General features: G+C 73.4%; 16 protein-coding genes and 1 pseudogene. 10 read left to right on the plus strand and 7 right to left on the minus strand.

Annotated features, from left to right (window positions below):
- Window positions 1-4 precede the first annotated feature (4 nt).
- Together ACIGG8_RS25985 and ACIGG8_RS25990 are read left to right on the plus strand one after the other, a co-directional pair.
- A complete protein-coding gene (locus ACIGG8_RS25985; protein ID WP_396551158.1) occupies window positions 5-622 on the plus strand; it encodes a TIGR03086 family metal-binding protein in 618 nt (205 codons plus the stop codon).
- Between the two features lie 318 nt (window positions 623-940).
- Window positions 941-1762 (plus strand): integrase, encoded by an 822-nt coding sequence (locus ACIGG8_RS25990; protein ID WP_396551160.1) that lies wholly within the window; start codon window positions 941-943, stop codon window positions 1760-1762.
- 131 nt (window positions 1763-1893) lie between these two features.
- Here ACIGG8_RS25990 and ACIGG8_RS25995 read toward each other — a convergent pair whose 3' ends face one another.
- The gene (locus ACIGG8_RS25995) at window positions 1894-2853 is read right to left on the minus strand and encodes a pirin family protein (protein ID WP_396551161.1); all 960 of its coding nucleotides are present in this window, start codon (window positions 2851-2853) and stop codon (window positions 1894-1896) included.
- A 196-nt stretch (window positions 2854-3049) separates the two neighbouring features.
- On the minus strand, window positions 3050-3553 hold the full coding sequence (locus ACIGG8_RS26000; protein ID WP_396551162.1) for an SseB family protein: 504 nt from the start codon (window positions 3551-3553) through the stop codon (window positions 3050-3052).
- Window positions 3554-3766: 213 nt separating this feature from the next.
- Here ACIGG8_RS26000 and ACIGG8_RS26005 point away from each other — a divergent pair, with 213 nt between their 5' ends.
- Window positions 3767-5596: an acyl-CoA dehydrogenase gene (locus ACIGG8_RS26005; protein ID WP_396551164.1), complete on the plus strand. Its 1830-nt coding sequence runs from the start codon at window positions 3767-3769 to the stop codon at window positions 5594-5596.
- A gap of 405 nt (window positions 5597-6001) precedes the next feature.
- Window positions 6002-7306: a M18 family aminopeptidase gene (locus tag ACIGG8_RS26010; protein WP_396551166.1), complete on the plus strand. Its 1305-nt coding sequence runs from the start codon at window positions 6002-6004 to the stop codon at window positions 7304-7306.
- A gap of 75 nt (window positions 7307-7381) precedes the next feature.
- On the opposite strand, the gene ACIGG8_RS26015 is transcribed toward ACIGG8_RS26010, so the two are convergent.
- Together ACIGG8_RS26015 and ACIGG8_RS26020 are read right to left on the minus strand one after the other, a co-directional pair.
- Window positions 7382-9202, minus strand: a complete 1821-nt coding sequence (locus tag ACIGG8_RS26015) for an NHL domain-containing thioredoxin family protein (RefSeq protein WP_396551168.1) — start codon at window positions 9200-9202, stop codon at window positions 7382-7384.
- A gap of 49 nt (window positions 9203-9251) precedes the next feature.
- On the minus strand, window positions 9252-10010 hold the full coding sequence (locus tag ACIGG8_RS26020; RefSeq protein ID WP_396551170.1) for a GNAT family N-acetyltransferase: 759 nt from the start codon (window positions 10008-10010) through the stop codon (window positions 9252-9254).
- A 129-nt stretch (window positions 10011-10139) separates the two neighbouring features.
- On the opposite strand from ACIGG8_RS26020, the gene ACIGG8_RS26025 reads away from it, so the two are divergent.
- Both ACIGG8_RS26025 and ACIGG8_RS26030 read left to right on the plus strand, forming a co-directional pair.
- The gene (locus tag ACIGG8_RS26025) at window positions 10140-10628 is read left to right on the plus strand and encodes an LURP-one-related family protein (RefSeq protein ID WP_350523739.1); all 489 of its coding nucleotides are present in this window, start codon (window positions 10140-10142) and stop codon (window positions 10626-10628) included.
- Window positions 10629-10767: 139 nt separating this feature from the next.
- The gene (locus ACIGG8_RS26030) at window positions 10768-11190 is read left to right on the plus strand and encodes a DUF350 domain-containing protein (RefSeq protein ID WP_350523740.1); all 423 of its coding nucleotides are present in this window, start codon (window positions 10768-10770) and stop codon (window positions 11188-11190) included.
- 33 nt (window positions 11191-11223) lie between these two features.
- Here ACIGG8_RS26030 and ACIGG8_RS26035 read toward each other — a convergent pair.
- Window positions 11224-11454, minus strand: a pseudogene (locus ACIGG8_RS26035) (winged helix-turn-helix transcriptional regulator); the annotation flags it as partial.
- Between the two features lie 108 nt (window positions 11455-11562).
- Here ACIGG8_RS26035 and ACIGG8_RS26040 point away from each other — a divergent pair.
- The 3 genes from ACIGG8_RS26040 (at window position 11563) to cutA (ending at window position 13790) form a co-directional block, all read left to right on the plus strand.
- On the plus strand, window positions 11563-12132 hold the full coding sequence (locus tag ACIGG8_RS26040; protein WP_396551173.1) for a GNAT family N-acetyltransferase: 570 nt from the start codon (window positions 11563-11565) through the stop codon (window positions 12130-12132).
- Between the two features lie 314 nt (window positions 12133-12446).
- Window positions 12447-13346 (plus strand): class I SAM-dependent methyltransferase, encoded by a 900-nt coding sequence (locus tag ACIGG8_RS26045; RefSeq protein ID WP_396551175.1) that lies wholly within the window; start codon window positions 12447-12449, stop codon window positions 13344-13346.
- A gap of 114 nt (window positions 13347-13460) precedes the next feature.
- Window positions 13461-13790, plus strand: coding sequence for a divalent-cation tolerance protein CutA (gene cutA / locus ACIGG8_RS26050; RefSeq protein WP_396551177.1), 330 nt, complete (start codon window positions 13461-13463; stop codon window positions 13788-13790).
- Window positions 13791-13806: 16 nt separating this feature from the next.
- Here the strand turns inward: cutA and ACIGG8_RS26055 are convergent, their stop codons facing one another.
- Both ACIGG8_RS26055 and ACIGG8_RS26060 read right to left on the minus strand, forming a co-directional pair.
- Complete coding sequence (locus tag ACIGG8_RS26055) at window positions 13807-14457, minus strand: response regulator transcription factor (protein ID WP_350523745.1); 651 nt, start codon at window positions 14455-14457, stop codon at window positions 13807-13809.
- Window positions 14421-15764: a sensor histidine kinase gene (locus ACIGG8_RS26060; protein ID WP_396551179.1), complete on the minus strand. Its 1344-nt coding sequence runs from the start codon at window positions 15762-15764 to the stop codon at window positions 14421-14423. Before ACIGG8_RS26060 ends, ACIGG8_RS26055 begins: the two co-directional genes overlap by 37 nt.
- Before the next feature lie 253 nt (window positions 15765-16017).
- Here ACIGG8_RS26060 and ACIGG8_RS26065 point away from each other — a divergent pair, with 253 nt between their 5' ends.
- A complete protein-coding gene (locus ACIGG8_RS26065) occupies window positions 16018-16419 on the plus strand; it encodes a hypothetical protein (RefSeq protein WP_396551181.1) in 402 nt (133 codons plus the stop codon).
- Window positions 16420-16435: the final 16 nt, after the last annotated feature.

Below are 16435 nucleotides of genomic sequence, written 5' to 3' on the forward strand. Positions count from 1 at the left end.
CCGCATGGAGATCGTCGAGCTCGTCGAACTGCACGCACGCTCACTGGAGTTGGCCGTCGAGGTGGTCGACGGCGCCCGGCCGGAGCAGCTGGACCTGCCGACCCCGTGCGCCGGCTGGACACTGCGCCACCTGCTGGCGCACGAGATCGGGCAGCGCCACGGCTTCGCGGCTGCCGCGCGCGGGGCGGGCCCGGATCCGGCGCTCTTCGCGCCCGTCACGGTCGGACCGGACCCGGCGGGCACGGTGCGCCGTTCGGGCACCGAACTCACCGCCGCGTTCCGGGGCGCGGCCGCGGCGGGCCGGGCGCTCTGGCTGCCCGAGATCCGCGACGGCGGCCCCTTCCCGCTCGACCGGGCGGTGGGCTTCCACCTGCTCGACACCCTGGTGCACGGCTGGGACCTCGCCGCCGCACTCGGCACGAAGGACCGGCTGGTCGAGCGGGTGGAGGGAGACGGGGAACTGCTGTCGGTCCTGGAAGCGGTGACGGACGCCGTCCCGGACACCCCGGAAGCGCGGGCGCCGGGCCGGGCCTTCCGTCCCGGCCTGCGGCCCGGGGACGGCGCGGGCCGGTTCGAGCGGGTGCTGGCGCTGCTCGGCCGCGATCCCGCCTGGAAGGGGTAGGTCAGCTCCGGTCGCGCTGCTCGTCCGGGAAGCGCGGACCGCCGATCAGGTACAGCAGTGCGGCCGTCGGAAAGCCGAGCGAGGCGGCCACCACCACGATGAACTGCCAGAACATCTTCCGCTCCTCGTCAGTCACGGGCCGCCCGGGCACCCGAAGGTGATCCCAAACCCGACCCGCCCCGATTGGCCGAATTGTCCGGTCACTTTCCGACGGTATGGCCGAATCACCCCGGCTGCCACCGGGCGCCGGGCCCCGGCCCGGCGCCCACCGGCGCAGGGGTCTGGGCGCGGGCCGGTGGCGGCGGCCACACTGTCGGGATGCAGCTACAGCTCGCAGGGGAAGCACGGCGGCCCGACCGGGAGAGCGAGGACTTCGCGGCGGCCTCGCCGGAGGCGTTGGTCCTGCTGGACGGCGCGAGTTCGCCGGCCGGCCTGGAGTCCGGGTGCCGGCACGGGACGGCCTGGTACGTCCGCCGGCTGGGCGTGCACCTGCTCGCCCGGCTCACCGACCGGGCGGACCGCTCGATCGCCGAGTGCCTGGCCGACGCCATCGCGGAGACGGCCGCGCTGCACGGCGGCCGTTGCGACCTGGCCCACGCCAACACGCCCGCCGCGATGGTGGTCGCGGCCCGGCGGCACGGCGAGGCGCTGGAGTACCTGGTGCTCGGCGACTCGCTGCTGGTGCTGGAGTTCAAGGACGGCCCGCCGAAGGTGATCGGGGACAACCAGCGCTTCCCCGGCGGGGAGGAGCTGCGCCGCCAGGTCTGGGCGACCGTGCCCGGCTCGGCCGAGCGGGCGGCGCTGCACCTGGAGTACGCGCTGGCCGTCCGCGCCGCCCGCAACCGGGGCAAGGGCCCGTGGATCGCGGCCGCCAGCCCGCGCGCGGCCGAGCACGCCGAGACCGGCTTCGTCCGGCTCGACCGGCTGCACGCGCTGGCAGCCCTCACCGACGGCGCCTCGCGCTTCACCGAGCGCTTCGGGCTGGGCAGTTGGGGCGATGTGCTGCGGCTGCTCGCGGAGTCGGGCCCGGGCGAGCTGATCGCCCAGGTCCGCGCGGTGGAACGGACCGACGCCGCCTGCGAGCGCTGGCCGCGCGGCAAGGCCCACGACGACGCGTCGGCCGTGTACGCGCTGCTGTAGGCGACCGGACCCGCCGTCGCGACGGCGGTCCGTCGCGGCAGCGGGTCCGCGCAACGATGCGAGGGCGGGTCGGTCGAAGGCGGGACCTTCGGCCGACCCGCCGTGCCGGTGGCCGGAGCCACCGGTCGGGCCTACTTCCCGGAGGCCGGGACGGTGCCGAGGCGGCCGGCCTGGAAGTCCTCCATGGCCTGCTGCAGTTCGCGGTGGCTGTTCATCACGAACGGCCCGTACCAGGCGACCGGCTCGCGGATCGGCAGGCCACCGAGCAGCACGACCTCGAAGTTGGCGTTCCGGGAGTCCTGGCTCTCGTCGGCGCGGATGGTGATCGAGTCGCCGTCGCCGAACAGGACCGCCTGGCCCGTGCCGAACGGGCGGCGCTCGGCGCCGGCCGAGCCCTTGCCGGCCAGGCCGTAGGCGAGGGCGTTGAAGTCGGAGCGCCAGGGCAGGGTGATCTGGGCGCCGGGGCTGACCGAGGCGTGGATCATGGTGATCGGCGTGTGAGTGGCGCCGGGCCCCTGGTGGCCGTCGAGCTCGCCGGCGATCACCCGCAGCAGGGCGCCGCCGTCCTCGGTGCTGAGGAGCTTGACGCTGCCGCCGCGGATGTCCTGGTACTTGGGGGCGATCATCTTGTCCGAGGCGGGCAGGTTCACCCACAGCTGGAGGCCGTGGAAGAGGCCGCCGGACATCACCAGCGACTCCGGCGGGGTCTCGATGTGCAGCAGGCCGGAGCCCGCCGTCATCCACTGGGTGTCGCCGTCGGTGATGACGCCGCCGCCGCCGTGCGAGTCCTGGTGCACGAAGGTGCCGTCGATGATGTAGGTGACGGTCTCGAAGCCGCGGTGCGGGTGCCAGGGGGTGCCCTTGGGCTCTCCGGCCGCGTAGTCCACCTCACCCATCTGGTCCATCATGATGAACGGGTCGAGGTACTTCGTGTCGATCTTGGCGAAGGCGCGGCGGACAGGGAAGCCCTCGCCCTCGTAGCCCTCGGGGGCGGTGACCACGGTGCGGACCGGGCGGGCGCTCGTGACGGCGGCGTCCGGCGTGGTGACGCGCGGGAGGGTCAGCGGGTTGTCGACGGTCACGGCGGGCATGTCGGCCTCCTTCGAGGGGGTGTTCTGCGGCCTACGTCCACGAGATTAGTTCAATCCTCAACAACAAGCAAGTTGAAAGTTGAACCATATGTCGACGGAGGAGCGCGGCTCCTCTTTCTCCAGGATGGGTCAGGCGTGGGTGGGGCGCACCGCGGGGCGGCCGTGGGCCGGGGCGGTCGTCGGCCGGGGGCGGCCGTCAGCCGTACATGCGGCGCATGGTGAAGTCGACCATCTGCTCGACGGCCTTGGCGTCGAACACCATCCGGTGCTCGCCCTCCATGTCCAGCGCGAAGCCGTAGCCGGTCGGCAGCAGGTCCAGGACCTCGGCGCCGGTGACGGTGAAGTGCTTGGAGTCCTTGCCGGCGTAGCGGCGCAGCTCCTTCAGCGAGCTGAACATCGGGATCACCGGCGTCGGGGTGTTGTGCAGCGCGAGGAAGCCGGGGCGGTCGCCGCGCGGGCAGTGCACCTTCGAGGTGATGAAGATCGCCTGGAAGTCCTCGACCGCCATCGAGCCGGTGGTGAAGGCCCGGACGGCGTCCGCCAGCGACGGCGGGGACGGTTCCGGGTAGAGGGACTGCTGCGACCCCGGCGCCTGCGCGCCGTAGGCGTCGGGTCCGGGCATGCCGTTCATGCCCGGCTGCGGACCCGCCTGCTGCTGGTAGGGGTCTCCCGGGTATGCGTTCTGGTCATATCCGTACACACGGACAGGCTAGCGGGAGCGCACCCGCCCGCGCTGGCGCCGATCCTGACAAGGAGTGGTCGCCCCGACTGTGGGACGTGACCACGTTCATAGCGGATTCACCGCCGAGGGCTTGCCCAAGTTACCGCTGGGTAGCATCATGATGCCTACTGGTGGGTACGGGACGCCCGAACGCGGCGGTCTCCCGGAAGCGACGAACCGGAGAAAACGGCCATGGGTCACTACAAGTCCAACCTGCGGGACGTGGAGTTCAACCTCTTCGAGGTGTTCGGCCGCGAGCAGGTCTACGGCACCGGACCGTTCGCGGACATGGACGTCGAGACCGCGAAGAACATCCTGAGCGAGATCTCGCGCCTGGCCGAGAACGACCTCGCCGCGTCCTTCGTCGACGCCGACCGCAACCCGCCGGTCTTCGACCCGGAGACCAACACCGCCCCGATCCCGGCCACCTTCAAGAAGAGCTACCAGACCTTCATGGACGCCGAGTGGTGGCGTCTGGGCATCCCGGAGTCGATCGGTGGCCAGGTCACCCCGAACTCGCTGATCTGGGCCTTCGCCGAGCAGATCCTGGGCTCGAACCCGGCCATCTGGATGTACTCCTCCGGCCCGGCCTTCGCCGGCGTCATCGCCGAGGAGGGCACCCCGGAGCAGCTGGAGGTCGCCAAGCGGATGACCGACCGCCTGTGGGGCTCCACCATGGTCCTCACCGAGCCCGACGCGGGCTCCGACGTGGGCGCCGGCCGCACCAAGGCGATCCAGCAGGAGGACGGCTCCTGGCACATCGAGGGCGTGAAGCGCTTCATCACCTCGGGCGAGCACGACATGTCCGAGAACATCATCCACATGGTCCTGGCCCGCCCCGAGGGCGGCAAGCCGGGCACCAAGGGCCTGGGCCTCTTCATCGTCCCGAAGTTCGACTTCGACTGGGAGACCGGCGAGCTCGGCGAGCGCAACGGCGTCTACGCCACCAACGTCGAGCACAAGATGGGCCTCAAGGCCTCGAACACCTGCGAGATGACCTTCGGTGCCAAGCACCCGGCCAAGGGCTGGCTGCTCGGCGAGAAGGTCGACGGCATCCGCCAGATGTTCAAGATCATCGAGTTCGCCCGCATGATGGTCGGCACGAAGGCCATCGCCACCCTCTCCACCGGCTACCTGAACGCCCTGGAGTACGCCAAGGAGCGCGTGCAGGGTGCCGACATCTCGCAGTTCCTGGACAAGACCGCCCCGCGCGTCACCATCACCCACCACCCGGACGTGCGCCGCTCGCTGCTGACCCAGAAGGCCTACGCCGAGGGCATGCGCGCGCTGGTGCTGTTCACCGCGTCCACCCAGGACGACATGATGGCCGCCAAGCTGCGCGGCGAGCACGACGAGGCCGCCGAGCGCCTGAACGACCTGCTCCTGCCGATCGTCAAGGGCTACGGCTCGGAGAAGTCCTACGAGCAGCTCGCCCAGTCCCTGCAGACCTTCGGTGGCTCCGGCTACCTGCAGGAGTACCCGATCGAGCAGTACATCCGCGACGCCAAGATCGACACCCTGTACGAGGGCACCACCGCCATCCAGGGCCAGGACTTCTTCTTCCGCAAGATCGTCAAGGACGGCGGCCAGGCGCTCACCGCGCTGTCCGAGCAGATCCAGAAGTTCCTCGGCTCCGCCGCCGGCGGCGACGCCCTGGCCGCCGAGCGCGAGCTGCTCGCCAAGGCCGCGGGCGACCTGGAGGCCATCGTCGGCAAGCTGCTGGCCGACCTGACCTCGGTCGAGCAGGACGTCAAGAACATGTACAAGGTGGGCCTCAACACCACCCGCCTGCTGATGGTCTCCGGCGACGTCGTCGTCGGCTGGCTGCTGCTGCGCCAGGCCGCGGTGGCCCTGGCCAAGCTGGAGGCCGGCGCCTCGGAGAAGGACGTCCCGTTCTACCAGGGCAAGGTCGCGGCCGCCCGCTTCTTCGCCAAGAACGTCCTGCCGACCGTCGCGCCGCAGCGCGTGATCGCCGAGGGCATCGACAACGAGATCATGGAGCTGGCGGAGGAGGCCTTCTAAGGCCACCACCCTTCCGACCGTCTGACACACCCTCACACCGAAGGGCCCGGCTGCCACCGGGCCCTTCGGTGTTGCCCGGGGGCTGCGCCCGGCCGCTTCCGCCGGACCGTCACACGCCCCGGTGCGCGCCCGGCCGCCGTGCCGCCGGCGCCGTGCCGCCGCGTCGGAGGTACCCCGCCGACGCGGTTCCGACGCCCTGCCGACGCCCTGCCGGCGCCCTGCACGCGCTCCGACGACCGTGCCCGACCAGGGACTATCCGCCGTGCGGACACCGGGTGTTGTGGCCGGTTCGCGGTCGAGAACGGTTGGGATGCTTCCGAATGCCCTGTCCGTGTACGGGCATATGCTCAAGGTGCGAAGCCGACTCCCCATCCGGCTTCGGCCCTCCCTCGACCCAGGAGCAGTATGTCGACCGCCCGACAGGCATTCTTCGACCGGACGCACAGCGACGATCTGATCGCCTTCCTCGGTACCTCGCCGTCCCCGTACCACGCGGTCGCGAGCGCCGCGGAGCGGCTGGAGAAGGCGGGCTTCCGGCAGGTCGCCGAGACGGACGCCTGGGACGGCGCCGCCGGCGGGCGCTACCTGATCCGCGGCGGTGCGCTGATCGCCTGGTACCTCCCCGAGGGAGCGGGCCCCGAGACCCCGTTCCGGATCGTCGGCACCCACACCGACTCGCCCAACCTGCGGGTCAAGCCGCTGCCGGACACCGGCTCGGCCGGCTGGCGGCAGGTCGCGGTGGAGATCTACGGCGGCGTGCCGCTGAACAGCTGGCTGGACCGGGACCTCGGCATCTCCGGCAGACTCGCGCTCAAGGACGGCACCGCGCGGCTCGTCCAGCTGGACGAGCCGCTGCTGCGCGTGCCGCAGCTCGCGATCCACCTGGACCGCCAGGTCAACGACGGCATGAAGCTGGACCGCCAGCGCCACCTCACCCCGATCTGGGGCCTCGGCCCGGTCGACGAGGGCGCGCTGATCTCCTACGTCGCCGAGCGGGCCGGCCTGGCCGTCGACGACGTGGCCGGCTGGGACCTCATGACGCACGACGTCCAGCCCGCCTCCTACCTCGGCCGGGACCGCGAGCTGCTGGCCGGCCCGCGCCTGGACAACCTGCTCTCGGTGCACGCCGCCACCGCGGCGCTCGCCGCCGTCGCCACTGCCGCCGACGCCACCGAGCTGCCGTACATCCCGGTGCTGGCCGCCTTCGACCACGAGGAGACCGGCAGCGAGTCCGACACCGGCGCGCAGAGCCCGCTGCTCGGCAACGTCCTGGACCGCACGATCCACGCCCGCGGCGGCTCCCTGGAGGACCGCGCCCGGGCGCTGGCCGGCACCGTCTGCCTCTCCTCGGACATGGGACACGCCGTCCACCCGAACTACAGCGAGCGGCACGAGCCGGGCCACCACCCGCTGCCGAACGGCGGGCCGATCCTCAAGGTCAACGTCAACAACCGCTACGCGACCGACGGCGTCGGCCGGGCGGTGTTCGTGGCCGCCTGCGAGAAGGCGGGCGTGCCGTGGCAGAGCTTCGTGTCCAACAACGCGATGCCCTGCGGTACGACGATCGGCCCGATCACGGCGGCGCGGCTGGGCATCAGGACGGTGGACTGCGGCATCGCGGCGCTCTCCATGCACTCGGCGCGCGAGCTGTGCGGCGCGGAGGACCCGTACCTGCTGGCGAGCGCGATCAAGGCCTTCCTGGAGGGCTGAGCCCCTCCTCCGGCACGACCGGGGCCCGGCGGAGGAACGCTCTCCGCCGGGCCCCGTCGTCGTCGCGGGCCGGGGTCACTCCATCCCGGCGAGGACCAGCGGGAGGCGGCGGGCGCCGTCGGCGACCAGCTTCACCGGCACGCCCCAGTCCTGCTGGTGCACGTGGCAGGCCGGGAACTCGATCTCCGGGTCGTCGTCGCAGGAGGCCGCCATCGCCGAGACGTGCAGCACGCCCTCGGCGACCTCGTCGGAGAGCACCAGCTCGCGGGAGAGGTCGCTGTCCGCGCCGGCGCCGGAGACCAGCAGCTCGGGCGGGGTCGCGCTGACCAGCAGCCGGGTGGACGGGCCGTAGCGCTCGTCCAGCTTCTGCCCGCTCGGGGCCGAGAAGACCACGTCCAGCCGGAGGGCGCCCGGCGCGACCTCGGTGGCCGCGCGCTGGGTGCGGTGCGCCACGGACTCGACCCGCACCGCCTCCTCCGGCAGCCGCAGCCTGGTCAGCCGGTGCCGGGCCGACTCGACCACCACGATGTCGTCGTCCACCAGCACCGCGCCGGAGGGCTCGCGCAGGTCGGTGGCCAGCGTGCTGACCTCGCCGGTCGCCGGGTCGTAGCGGCGCAGCGCGTGGTTGTAGGTGTCGCTGACGGCGACCGAGCCGTCCGGCAGCACGGTGACGCCCAGCGGGTGCTGGAGCAGGGCCTGGTCGGCCGCGCCGTCGCGGTGGCCGAAGTCGAACAGGCCGGTGCCGACGGCGGTCTCGACCGTCCCGGTTTCACGTGAAACCGAGCGCAGCGCGGAGGTCTCGGAGTCGGCGACCCAGAGCTTCCCGCCGTCGGCGGAGACCGCGAGGCCGGACGGCTGGGCGAACCAGGCCTCGGCGGCCGGACCGTCCACCAGGCCCTCGTTGGTCGTGCCGGCCGCGACCCCGACCTCGCCGGTGGCCGGGTCGTACGCCCAGAGCTGGTGCACGCCCGCCATCGCGATCCACACCCGGCCGTCGAACCAGGCGACGTCCCACGGCGAGGAGAGGTCCACCTCGCGGGCCGGGCCCGCGGTCGCCGAGCCCTGCCACCACTGGCGGCCGGTGCCGGCCAGGGTGGTCACGCTGCCGTCGGCGAGTCGCAGGCCGCGCAGGGCGTGGTTGACGGTGTCGGCGACGATCACGTCGTAGTCACGGGGGTGGCCCTCCGGCAGCAGCGCGAGGCCCTGCGGCTCGCTGAACCGGGGGCTGGTGCCGTCCACCAGGCCGCGCTGCCCGTCGCCGATCCGGCGCACCACCGTCTCGCCGTCCTCGGCCAGCTCGACCAGCGAGTGGTGGCCGGAGTCGGCGACCAGGAAGTGGCCGTCCGGCAGCCGGACCGCCTTGCCGGGGAACTTGAGGTCCCCCGCGGTCGGCTCCGGCGCCACGTACGGGCCGTCGCCGCGGCGCAGCGTGCCCTTGGCGGCGTGCTCGGCCTCCAGCTCCTCGACCAGGCGGGCGATCGCGTGGGCGTGGCCCTCACCGGCGTGCTGGGCGACGACGTAGCCCTCCGGGTCGATCACCACCAGCGTCGGCCAGGCGCGGACGGCGTACTGCTTCCAGGTGGCCAGCGCCGGGTCGTCCAGCACCGGGTGGTGCACCTCGTACCGCGCGACGGCGTCCACCACGGCCTGGTGGTCGGCCTCGTGCACGAACTTCGGCGAGTGCACCCCGACGATCACCACGGTGTCGCGGTGCTTCTCCTCCAGCTCCCGCAGCTCGTCCAAGACGTGCAGACAGTTGATGCAGCAGAAGGTCCAGAAGTCCAGGACGGTGATCTTGCCCCGGAAGTCGGCGAGCGTGAGCTCCTTGCCGCCGGTGTTCAGCCAACCGCCTGCCCCGACGAGCTCGGGGGCGCGTACACGTGCACGAGATGCCATGCCCCAATGAAACCGCACGGCCCGGGTCCGCATTCCGGGCCCACCGGGTTCAGAAGTCCGGCTGACGGGCGGCGCTCAGCTCCACGGCCTCCCGGGCCGCGTGGAGCGGGACCCCGGACGGGCCGAGCAGGACCCGGGTGACCAGGATCGCGGAGATCATGCTCACCTCGCGCTCGACGAGCAGCCGCTGGACCGCCTCCATGCCGTGCCCGGCGAGCACCGGGCGGCACTCCTCGGCGACGGCGGTCAGCCGGGCGGCGTGCTCGAACGTCATGCCGATGACGTCCGGGAAGAGGTCGGGGCGGGTGAGGTCGGCCTGCCAGCGGGTCTCGCCGTCCAGGACGTGGGCGGTCGGACGCAGGCCGACGGCGTGGGCGACCCGGCGGGAGCCGCGGTGGTCCGGGTGGATGTGCGCGACGGCGGTGGTGACGCCGGCGGCGGTGAGGTGGGCCAGCAGGGCGCGGGCCGCCTCGGTGGCCAGGCCGCGGCGCTGCCACGGCGTGCCGACCACCCAGGCGACCTCGGTCTCCTCGGGGCGGACGGTGGCCTGCACGTAGCCGACGAGGGCGCCGTCGGCGCGCAGCCGCAGGACCCAGTTGCCCCAGCGCTCGGCCGGATCGGGGGAGCCGGCGGCCAGCCGGGCGCAGCGGGCGTGCATCTCCTCCGCCGTCGCCGGCCGGCCGCCGGTGAAGGCGTGCAGGGCCGGATCGGCGAGCGCGGCCGCCAGCTCCTCGGCGTGCTCGGCGGCGATCGGCAACAGGTCGAGGCGCTCGCCGTGCAGCGGGACGGCGGTCGGATCGGGGCTCATGGCGGTATTGAACGCGAGCGGGTGCCGCCGTGCGACGGGGTTTTCGGCGGGTGCTTCGTGGCGGTGCTTTTCGCCGGGCGGGGGATCGGGGTCGAATGGGGCCGACGTCAACACGGAGGAGGTCCTGCGGTGCGGTATCTGGTCAGGGAGAAGCTGTTCGCGGTCGGCGACGACTACTGGATCGAGGACGACCGGGGCCACAAGGCGTACCTGGTGGACGGCAAGGTGCTGCGGCTGCGGCACACCTTCGAGCTGAGGGACGCGAACGACCGGGTGGTCGCGGTGGTCAAGGAGAAGATGCTCACCGTCCGCGACGCGATGAAGATCGAGGACGCCGACGGCGAGGTGATCGCGACCGTCCGGGAGAAGCTGTTCACGCCGTTCCGCGACAAGTACCTGGTGGACCTGGCCTCCGGCGGCGAGCTGAAGATCCACGGCAACCTGATCGACAAGGACTACCGGATCGAGAACGACCACGGCGACGAGCTGGCCCGGATCAGCCGCAAGTGGTTCCGGATCCGGGACACCTACGGGGTGGAGATCGCGGACGGCGCGGACACCGGGCTGCTGCTGGCCGTCGCGGCCTGCGTCGACCACCTGGCGCACGAGGAGGACTGACCCGTCCCGGGTTTCCGGATCCCGGTCCGCCTCTCACCCGTGTGGGGTATCTTTTGCCACCCCTTGACCAGGCCGGTCGAGGGGCCCTGACCGCCGGTCGAGGGCGCACGGCGAGAGCGGACCGGGGGCTGGAACCACGATGAACGACATCCTGCACGGGCTGGGCGCGGCGGCGGCCTACGGAGCCCTCGGGGTGGTGCTGCTGCTCCTCGGCGTCGGCCTGGTGGACGTGCTCACACCCGGCCGGCTCGGCCACCAGATCTGGGTCGAGCGCAACCGCAACGCCGCGGTCCTGCTCAGCTCCGCGCTGCTCGGCATCGGCGGCATCGTGTTCACCGCGATCATGTACACCTACGCCGACTTCGCCAAGGGCCTGATCTCGACGGCCTGTTACGGCGTGCTCGGGCTGGTGCTGATGGCCGTCGCGTTCTGGCTGGTGGACCTGCTGACGCCCGGCAAGCTCGGCGCGATCCTGGTCGAGCCGGAGCCGCACCCGGCGGTGTGGGTGTCGGCGAGCTGCAACATCGCGGTGGCGGCGGTGGTGTCGGCCGCGATCGCGTAGCAGCTGCGGCCGGGCGGGGCCCGGCCGCAGCTGCTACGGGTGCCCGGCCGTGCTACGAGGGGTGCGGCGCCCCGTCCAGGACGTGTTCCCGCCCCAGTCCCCCAACGGCCCCAGCGCCGTGTTGAGGCGCTGACCGGCCTCGGTCAGCGCGTACTCGACCCGGGGCGGCACCTCGTCGTACGCCTCCCGGTGCACGATGCCGTGCGCCTCCGTCTCGCGCAGGTGCGCGGCCAGCACCTTCTCGGTGATGCCCGGCAGCAGCCGGCCCTTCCGGTTGATGGAGCGCCGGTTGGCGGTCGGCGTCGGCGAGGAGGACCTGACCGGGGTCGTCGACCTGCTGCGACGGTGAGGGGCGGCCGGTAACGTACCGGCATGACAGACCTCGAAGAACGCGCCAGTGTCGTCGCGTCCGACTCTCCGCAGTCCGGGGCGGGAGTGCTGGTCAGACCGCGCCGCGGTGACGACCTCGTCGCCTGCGTCCGGGTGCTGGACGACGTCCACCGCGCCGACGGGTACCCCGCCGACTGGCCCGACCGCCCCGCCGCCTGGCTCACTCCGGACGGCCTGCTGGCCGCCTGGATCGCCGAGTCGGACGGCCGGCTCGCCGGCCACGTCGGCCTCACCCGCAGCGCCCCGGGTGATCTCGCCCCCACCCGGTGGAGCCACCGCACCGGCGGCCGTCCGGAACTCGCCGCCGTGATCGGCCGGCTCTACGTCGACCCCGCGGCGCGCGGCCACCACATCGGCGCCCGCCTGCTCGCCTGCGCCGTGGCGCACGCGCGGGCGCTCGGCCTGCACCCCGTCCTCGACGTCCTGGCCACCGACACCGCGGCCGTGGCCCTCTACCGCCGCCTCGGCTGGACCCACCTCGGCAGCGGTGAGCAGCAGTGGCCCTCCGGCCGCACGGTCACCGTCCACTCCTTCGCCGCCCCACGGGGGTAGCACCCGCCCGGACGCGGCCGACCCGCCCGGCTGCTCCGGCCCGCCGCCCCCGACGGCGGACCGGGGCGAACGGAGCGGACCGGGGCGGACGGAGCGGACCGGGGCCGAGCGGGGTTCACCGGCGGCTGGGCCGGGTGGTCCGGCGGACGGGCCGATTTGCTGGGGTGGCAACAAGGCTTGCCGCCGGGCGGGGGCTGGTCGCAGCCTGGCGGAGGAGGGCCGCGGACGGGCACCGCGCCCCCACCGCGCGTCCGGCGCCGCGGTGCCCGCGTGAGCGGGGAGGCCTTCGGCACCCACGAACGGAGAGATCGGACATGACCTCGCACCACCACCAGCACGGGCACCAGCACGGCCACGGCCACGGGAACGTCCCCGCCGCCGACTTCGACTGGGACGCGCTCGCCGCGCACCTGGAGCACGAGGCCGACCTGCGCGCCGGTGCGGTCACCGAGGCCGCGCGGTGGCTGTCCGGCCTGGCCGGCGACGGGACGGCCGGCGCCGTCCGGAGGATCCTCGACGTCGGCAGCGGGCCCGGGGTGATCGCCGGCATCCTGGCGGACACCTTCACCACGGCCGAGGTGGTGGCCGTCGACCAGTCGGCCGCCCTGCTGGAGCGCGCCCGGATCCGCTCCGGCGGCCGGCTGGGCACCCGGCAGGTCGATCTGCCCGCCGAGTTCGACAAGCTCGGCGAGGCCGACCTGATCTGGTCCGGCAACGCGATCCACCACCTGGGCGACCAGCAGGCCGCGCTCGCCTCCCTCGCCGGGGTGCTGCGGCCGGGCGGACTGCTCGCCGTCGCCGAGCGCGGCCTGCCCGCGCGCTTCCTGCCCCGGGACTTCGGCCTCGGCCGGCCCGGGTTCCAGGCCCGGCTGGACGCGGCGCACGAGGACGGCTTCAGCACCATGCGGGCCGAACTGCCGGGCAGCACCGCGGAGATCGAGGACTGGCCGGCCATGCTGGAGCGCGCCGGTCTGACCCCGAGCGGCACCCGCACCATCCTGGTCGACCGCCCCGCCCCGCTCGACCGCCCCACCCGGGAGTACCTGCACACCCAGCTCCGGCGCCTGCACGACCAGCTCGCCGACAGCCTCCTCCCGGAGGACCGCGACACCCTCGAAGCCCTCCTCGACGAGGAAGCCCCCACCGGCATCCTCCACCGCCCGGACGCCTTCTACCTCTCCGCCATGACCGTCCACACGGCCCGCCGGGCCTGACCGCCGCCGCCCGGTGACGGCCGCCCCGAAGGGCAGCCGCCACCGGGCCGCCACCACCGGACGGCCGCTCCGCACGGGCCGTCCGGCCGGCGGTGGCCGGGATACCGTCGGGGCATGACAGCGAGCGAGCAGCGCTTCGTCGTGGTGACCACCACCCACGAGAGCGAGGAGCAGGCCCGGGCCCTGGCGTCCGCCGTGGTGCGGGAGCGGCTGGCGGCCTGCGCCCAGGTGTACCCCGTGCGGTCGGTGTACTGGTGGGAGGGCGAGGTGCAGGACGCCGAGGAGTGGCGGATCGACCTCAAGACCCGGGCCGAACTGGCCGACCGGCTCGGCGCCTTCGTCGCCGGGCGGCACTCGTACGCGACGCCCGAGGTGGTCGCCGTGCCGGTGGTGGCCGGCAGTCCCGGCTACCTGGACTGGCTGGCCGCGGAGACGGCCGGGTAGCGGCTCACGCGCCGGATCAGGGCGCGACGTCCAGGAAGGCCAGCACCGCGAGCACCCGCCGGTGGTCCTCCTCGGAGGGCGGCAGGTCGAGCTTGAGGAAGATGTTGGCGGTGTGCTTCTTCACCGCCCGCTCGGTGATCACCATCCGCTCGGCGATCGCCCCGTTCGAGCGGCCCTCGGCCATCAGCTCCAGCACCTCGCGCTCGCGCGGCGTCAGCCGGTCCAGCGGCTTGGTGCGTTCGGTGTTGCTGACCAGCATGGCGATCACCTTCGGGTCCAGTGCGGTGCCGCCGGCCGCCACCCGCCGGACCGTCGCCACGAACTCGTCGGGGTCGAAGACCCGGTCCTTCAGCAGGTAGCCGATCGCGCCGCTGCCGTCGGCGAGCAACTCCTTGGCGTAGAGCTGCTCGACGTACTGGGAGAGCACGAGCACCGGCAGCCCCGGGATCCGCCGCCGCGCCTCCAGGGCGGCCTGCAGGCCCTCGTCGGTGAACGTCGGGGGCAGCCGCACGTCGACGACGGCCACGTCCGGGCGCTCGGTGAGGAGGGCCTGCAGGAGGTCCGGTCCGGTGTCCACCGCGGCCACGACCTCGAAGTCGTAGGCCTGCAGCAGCCGGACCAGCCCGTCCCTCAGGAGGAAGAGGTCCTCGGCGAGGACAACTCGCACGGCAGCTCCATCGTCAGGGTCGTGGGGCCGCCGAGCGGACTGCGGACGGCCAGGACGCCGTCGAAGGTAGCAAGCCGCCGTTCGATGCCGCGCAGGCCGGTGCCGCGCGAGGGGTCGGCGCCGCCGGCGCCGTCGTCGGTCACCTGGGCCTTCAGCAGTCCGTCCTCGTACCAGAGTTGGACGTCGACCCGGGCGGCGCCGGAGTGTTTGGCGGCGTTGGTGAGCGCTTCGGAGACGGCGAAGTAGACGGCCGACTCGACCGGCGGCTCGGCGCGGCCGGGCAGTTCGGCGGAGACCGTCGCGTTCAGCGGGCTGTTCATGCCCAACGCCCGTACGGCATCGGCGAGTCCGCGATCTGCCAGGACCGGCGGGTGGATGCCGCGGACCAGGTCGCGCAGTTCGTCGAGGGCGCTGGCGGAGGCCTGCCTGGTCTCGGCGAGCAGCTGCTTGGCGGCCTGCGGGTCGCGCTCGACCAGCCGCTCGGCGACGCCGAGGTTCATCCCCATGGCCACCAGCCGGGCCTGCGCGCCGTCGTGCAGGTCCCGTTCGATCCGGCGCAGTTCGGCCGCCTGGGTGGTCAGCGCGTCGCGCCGGGTCTCGGTCAGGTGGGCGACCTTGCGCTGGGCGGCCAGGGCCTCGGCACGGGGGCTCGGACCGAGCAGGGACTTGGCGAGCGCGGTGTGGGCGCGCAGCACGGCGGGCGCGACGGCCAGGCCGGCCAGCGCGAGCGGGACGGCGAACACGGCGGAGAGCCGGCCGCTCGCGGCGTCGGTCACGTGGATCCACAGGTACCAGGTGTTGCCGCCGGCCGAGACGATCGGCTCCCAGAGCCACGGCAGCAGCAGGCCGAACGCGCCCCAGAGCACCAGCCCGATCGGGACCAGCGCCAGTCCGGCGCCGATCGCCGGGTCGACCACCAGCCAGGCGAGGTCCCGCCAGGTCGCCGGGTCGGCCAGCAGCGCCAGGCAGCGCTTCCAGTCGCCGCGGAAGCCCGGTTCGGCCTCGGGCTGCGGCAGGTACGGGTCGGGGATCCGCACGCCGGACCACCGCTCGGCCAGCTCCCGCCGCATCCCGGCGAGCCGGCGGACCAGCATCGCGGTCGGCACCACCAGCAGCGCGCCCACGCCGAGGCCCAGCAGGCTCGCGGTGACGGAGGCGGCGACGGACAGCAGCAGCTGCGGGAGCGCGAACCAGGACAGCGCCGCGCTGCGCAGCATGTCCCGTACGCCCATGCGCAGGAAGTCGATCGGGTCCCTCCGGGTGTCGCGCTCCTCGTTCCCGACCGTGGTGCCGTCGGTGCCGTCCATGACCGTGCCTCCCCCTCGGTGCCGGCCTCGCGGCCGCCGTCCCTGCCCTTCGGTCACCCAGACTGCCGTACTCCCCCGGGGGGATCACTGGTCCCCGGACCCCTGTCGGGGGTACCTGGGTACACCCCCCGATCGACGCCCAGGGACCATGCCACGGCGTCCGGCCCCCGGCCTAGTGTCCTGGCATCGGGAAGCGGCCCGCCACGGGGTCTCCGAGCTTCCACAACCACGCCTTCCGTCCAGGGAGTTCGCCATGGCCAAGCGCCCCGTCGTCCGTCGTCCGCTGATCCGCCTGATCCTTGTCCTGGTCGCCCTCGGCCTCTTCCTCTACGGCCTCACCCCGGCCCACGCGGCCGGCGGGTCCGCCACCGGGCCGGCGGCGGGTGGCGCCGGTTCGTCGGCGGGTGGCTCCGGTGCGCCCGCACCGCCGGACACCGCCGCGGTCAGGGCCGACAACTACGGTGTGGCGCTCGCCGGTTACCTGGTCGAGGTGGTCTCCGGGCAGCCCTTCGACCAGTACGTCGCCCAGCTCCCGCAGGGCGGTGCGGACGGCCGGCGGATCCTCGACCCGGCGATGGCCGCGCAGCTGCTCGCCCGCCACTACGGCCCCGACCCGCGGCTGCCACGCACCGGACGCGGCAGGGCCCGGAGGTGATCCTCCGGGCCCTGCC

This window comes from Kitasatospora sp. NPDC085464, assembly GCF_044541955.1.
Lineage (GTDB): Bacteria > Actinomycetota > Actinomycetes > Streptomycetales > Streptomycetaceae > Kitasatospora.

Coding starts and splice junctions, on each gene's coding strand:
- ACIGG8_RS25985 (WP_396551158.1), top strand. CDS start 5: ATGGAGATCGTCGAGCTCGTCGAACTGCACGCACGCTCACTGGAGTTG.
- ACIGG8_RS25990 (WP_396551160.1), top strand. CDS start 941: ATGCAGCTACAGCTCGCAGGGGAAGCACGGCGGCCCGACCGGGAGAGC.
- ACIGG8_RS25995 (WP_396551161.1), bottom strand. CDS start 2,853: ATGCCCGCCGTGACCGTCGACAACCCGCTGACCCTCCCGCGCGTCACC.
- ACIGG8_RS26005 (WP_396551164.1), top strand. CDS start 3,767: ATGGGTCACTACAAGTCCAACCTGCGGGACGTGGAGTTCAACCTCTTC.
- ACIGG8_RS26010 (WP_396551166.1), top strand. CDS start 6,002: ATGTCGACCGCCCGACAGGCATTCTTCGACCGGACGCACAGCGACGAT.
- ACIGG8_RS26015 (WP_396551168.1), bottom strand. CDS start 9,202: ATGGCATCTCGTGCACGTGTACGCGCCCCCGAGCTCGTCGGGGCAGGC.
- ACIGG8_RS26020 (WP_396551170.1), bottom strand. CDS start 10,010: ATGAGCCCCGATCCGACCGCCGTCCCGCTGCACGGCGAGCGCCTCGAC.
- ACIGG8_RS26030 (WP_350523740.1), top strand. CDS start 10,768: ATGAACGACATCCTGCACGGGCTGGGCGCGGCGGCGGCCTACGGAGCC.
- ACIGG8_RS26040 (WP_396551173.1), top strand. CDS start 11,563: ATGACAGACCTCGAAGAACGCGCCAGTGTCGTCGCGTCCGACTCTCCG.
- ACIGG8_RS26045 (WP_396551175.1), top strand. CDS start 12,447: ATGACCTCGCACCACCACCAGCACGGGCACCAGCACGGCCACGGCCAC.
- cutA (WP_396551177.1), top strand. CDS start 13,461: ATGACAGCGAGCGAGCAGCGCTTCGTCGTGGTGACCACCACCCACGAG.
- ACIGG8_RS26060 (WP_396551179.1), bottom strand. CDS start 15,764: ATGGACGGCACCGACGGCACCACGGTCGGGAACGAGGAGCGCGACACC.
- ACIGG8_RS26065 (WP_396551181.1), top strand. CDS start 16,018: ATGGCCAAGCGCCCCGTCGTCCGTCGTCCGCTGATCCGCCTGATCCTT.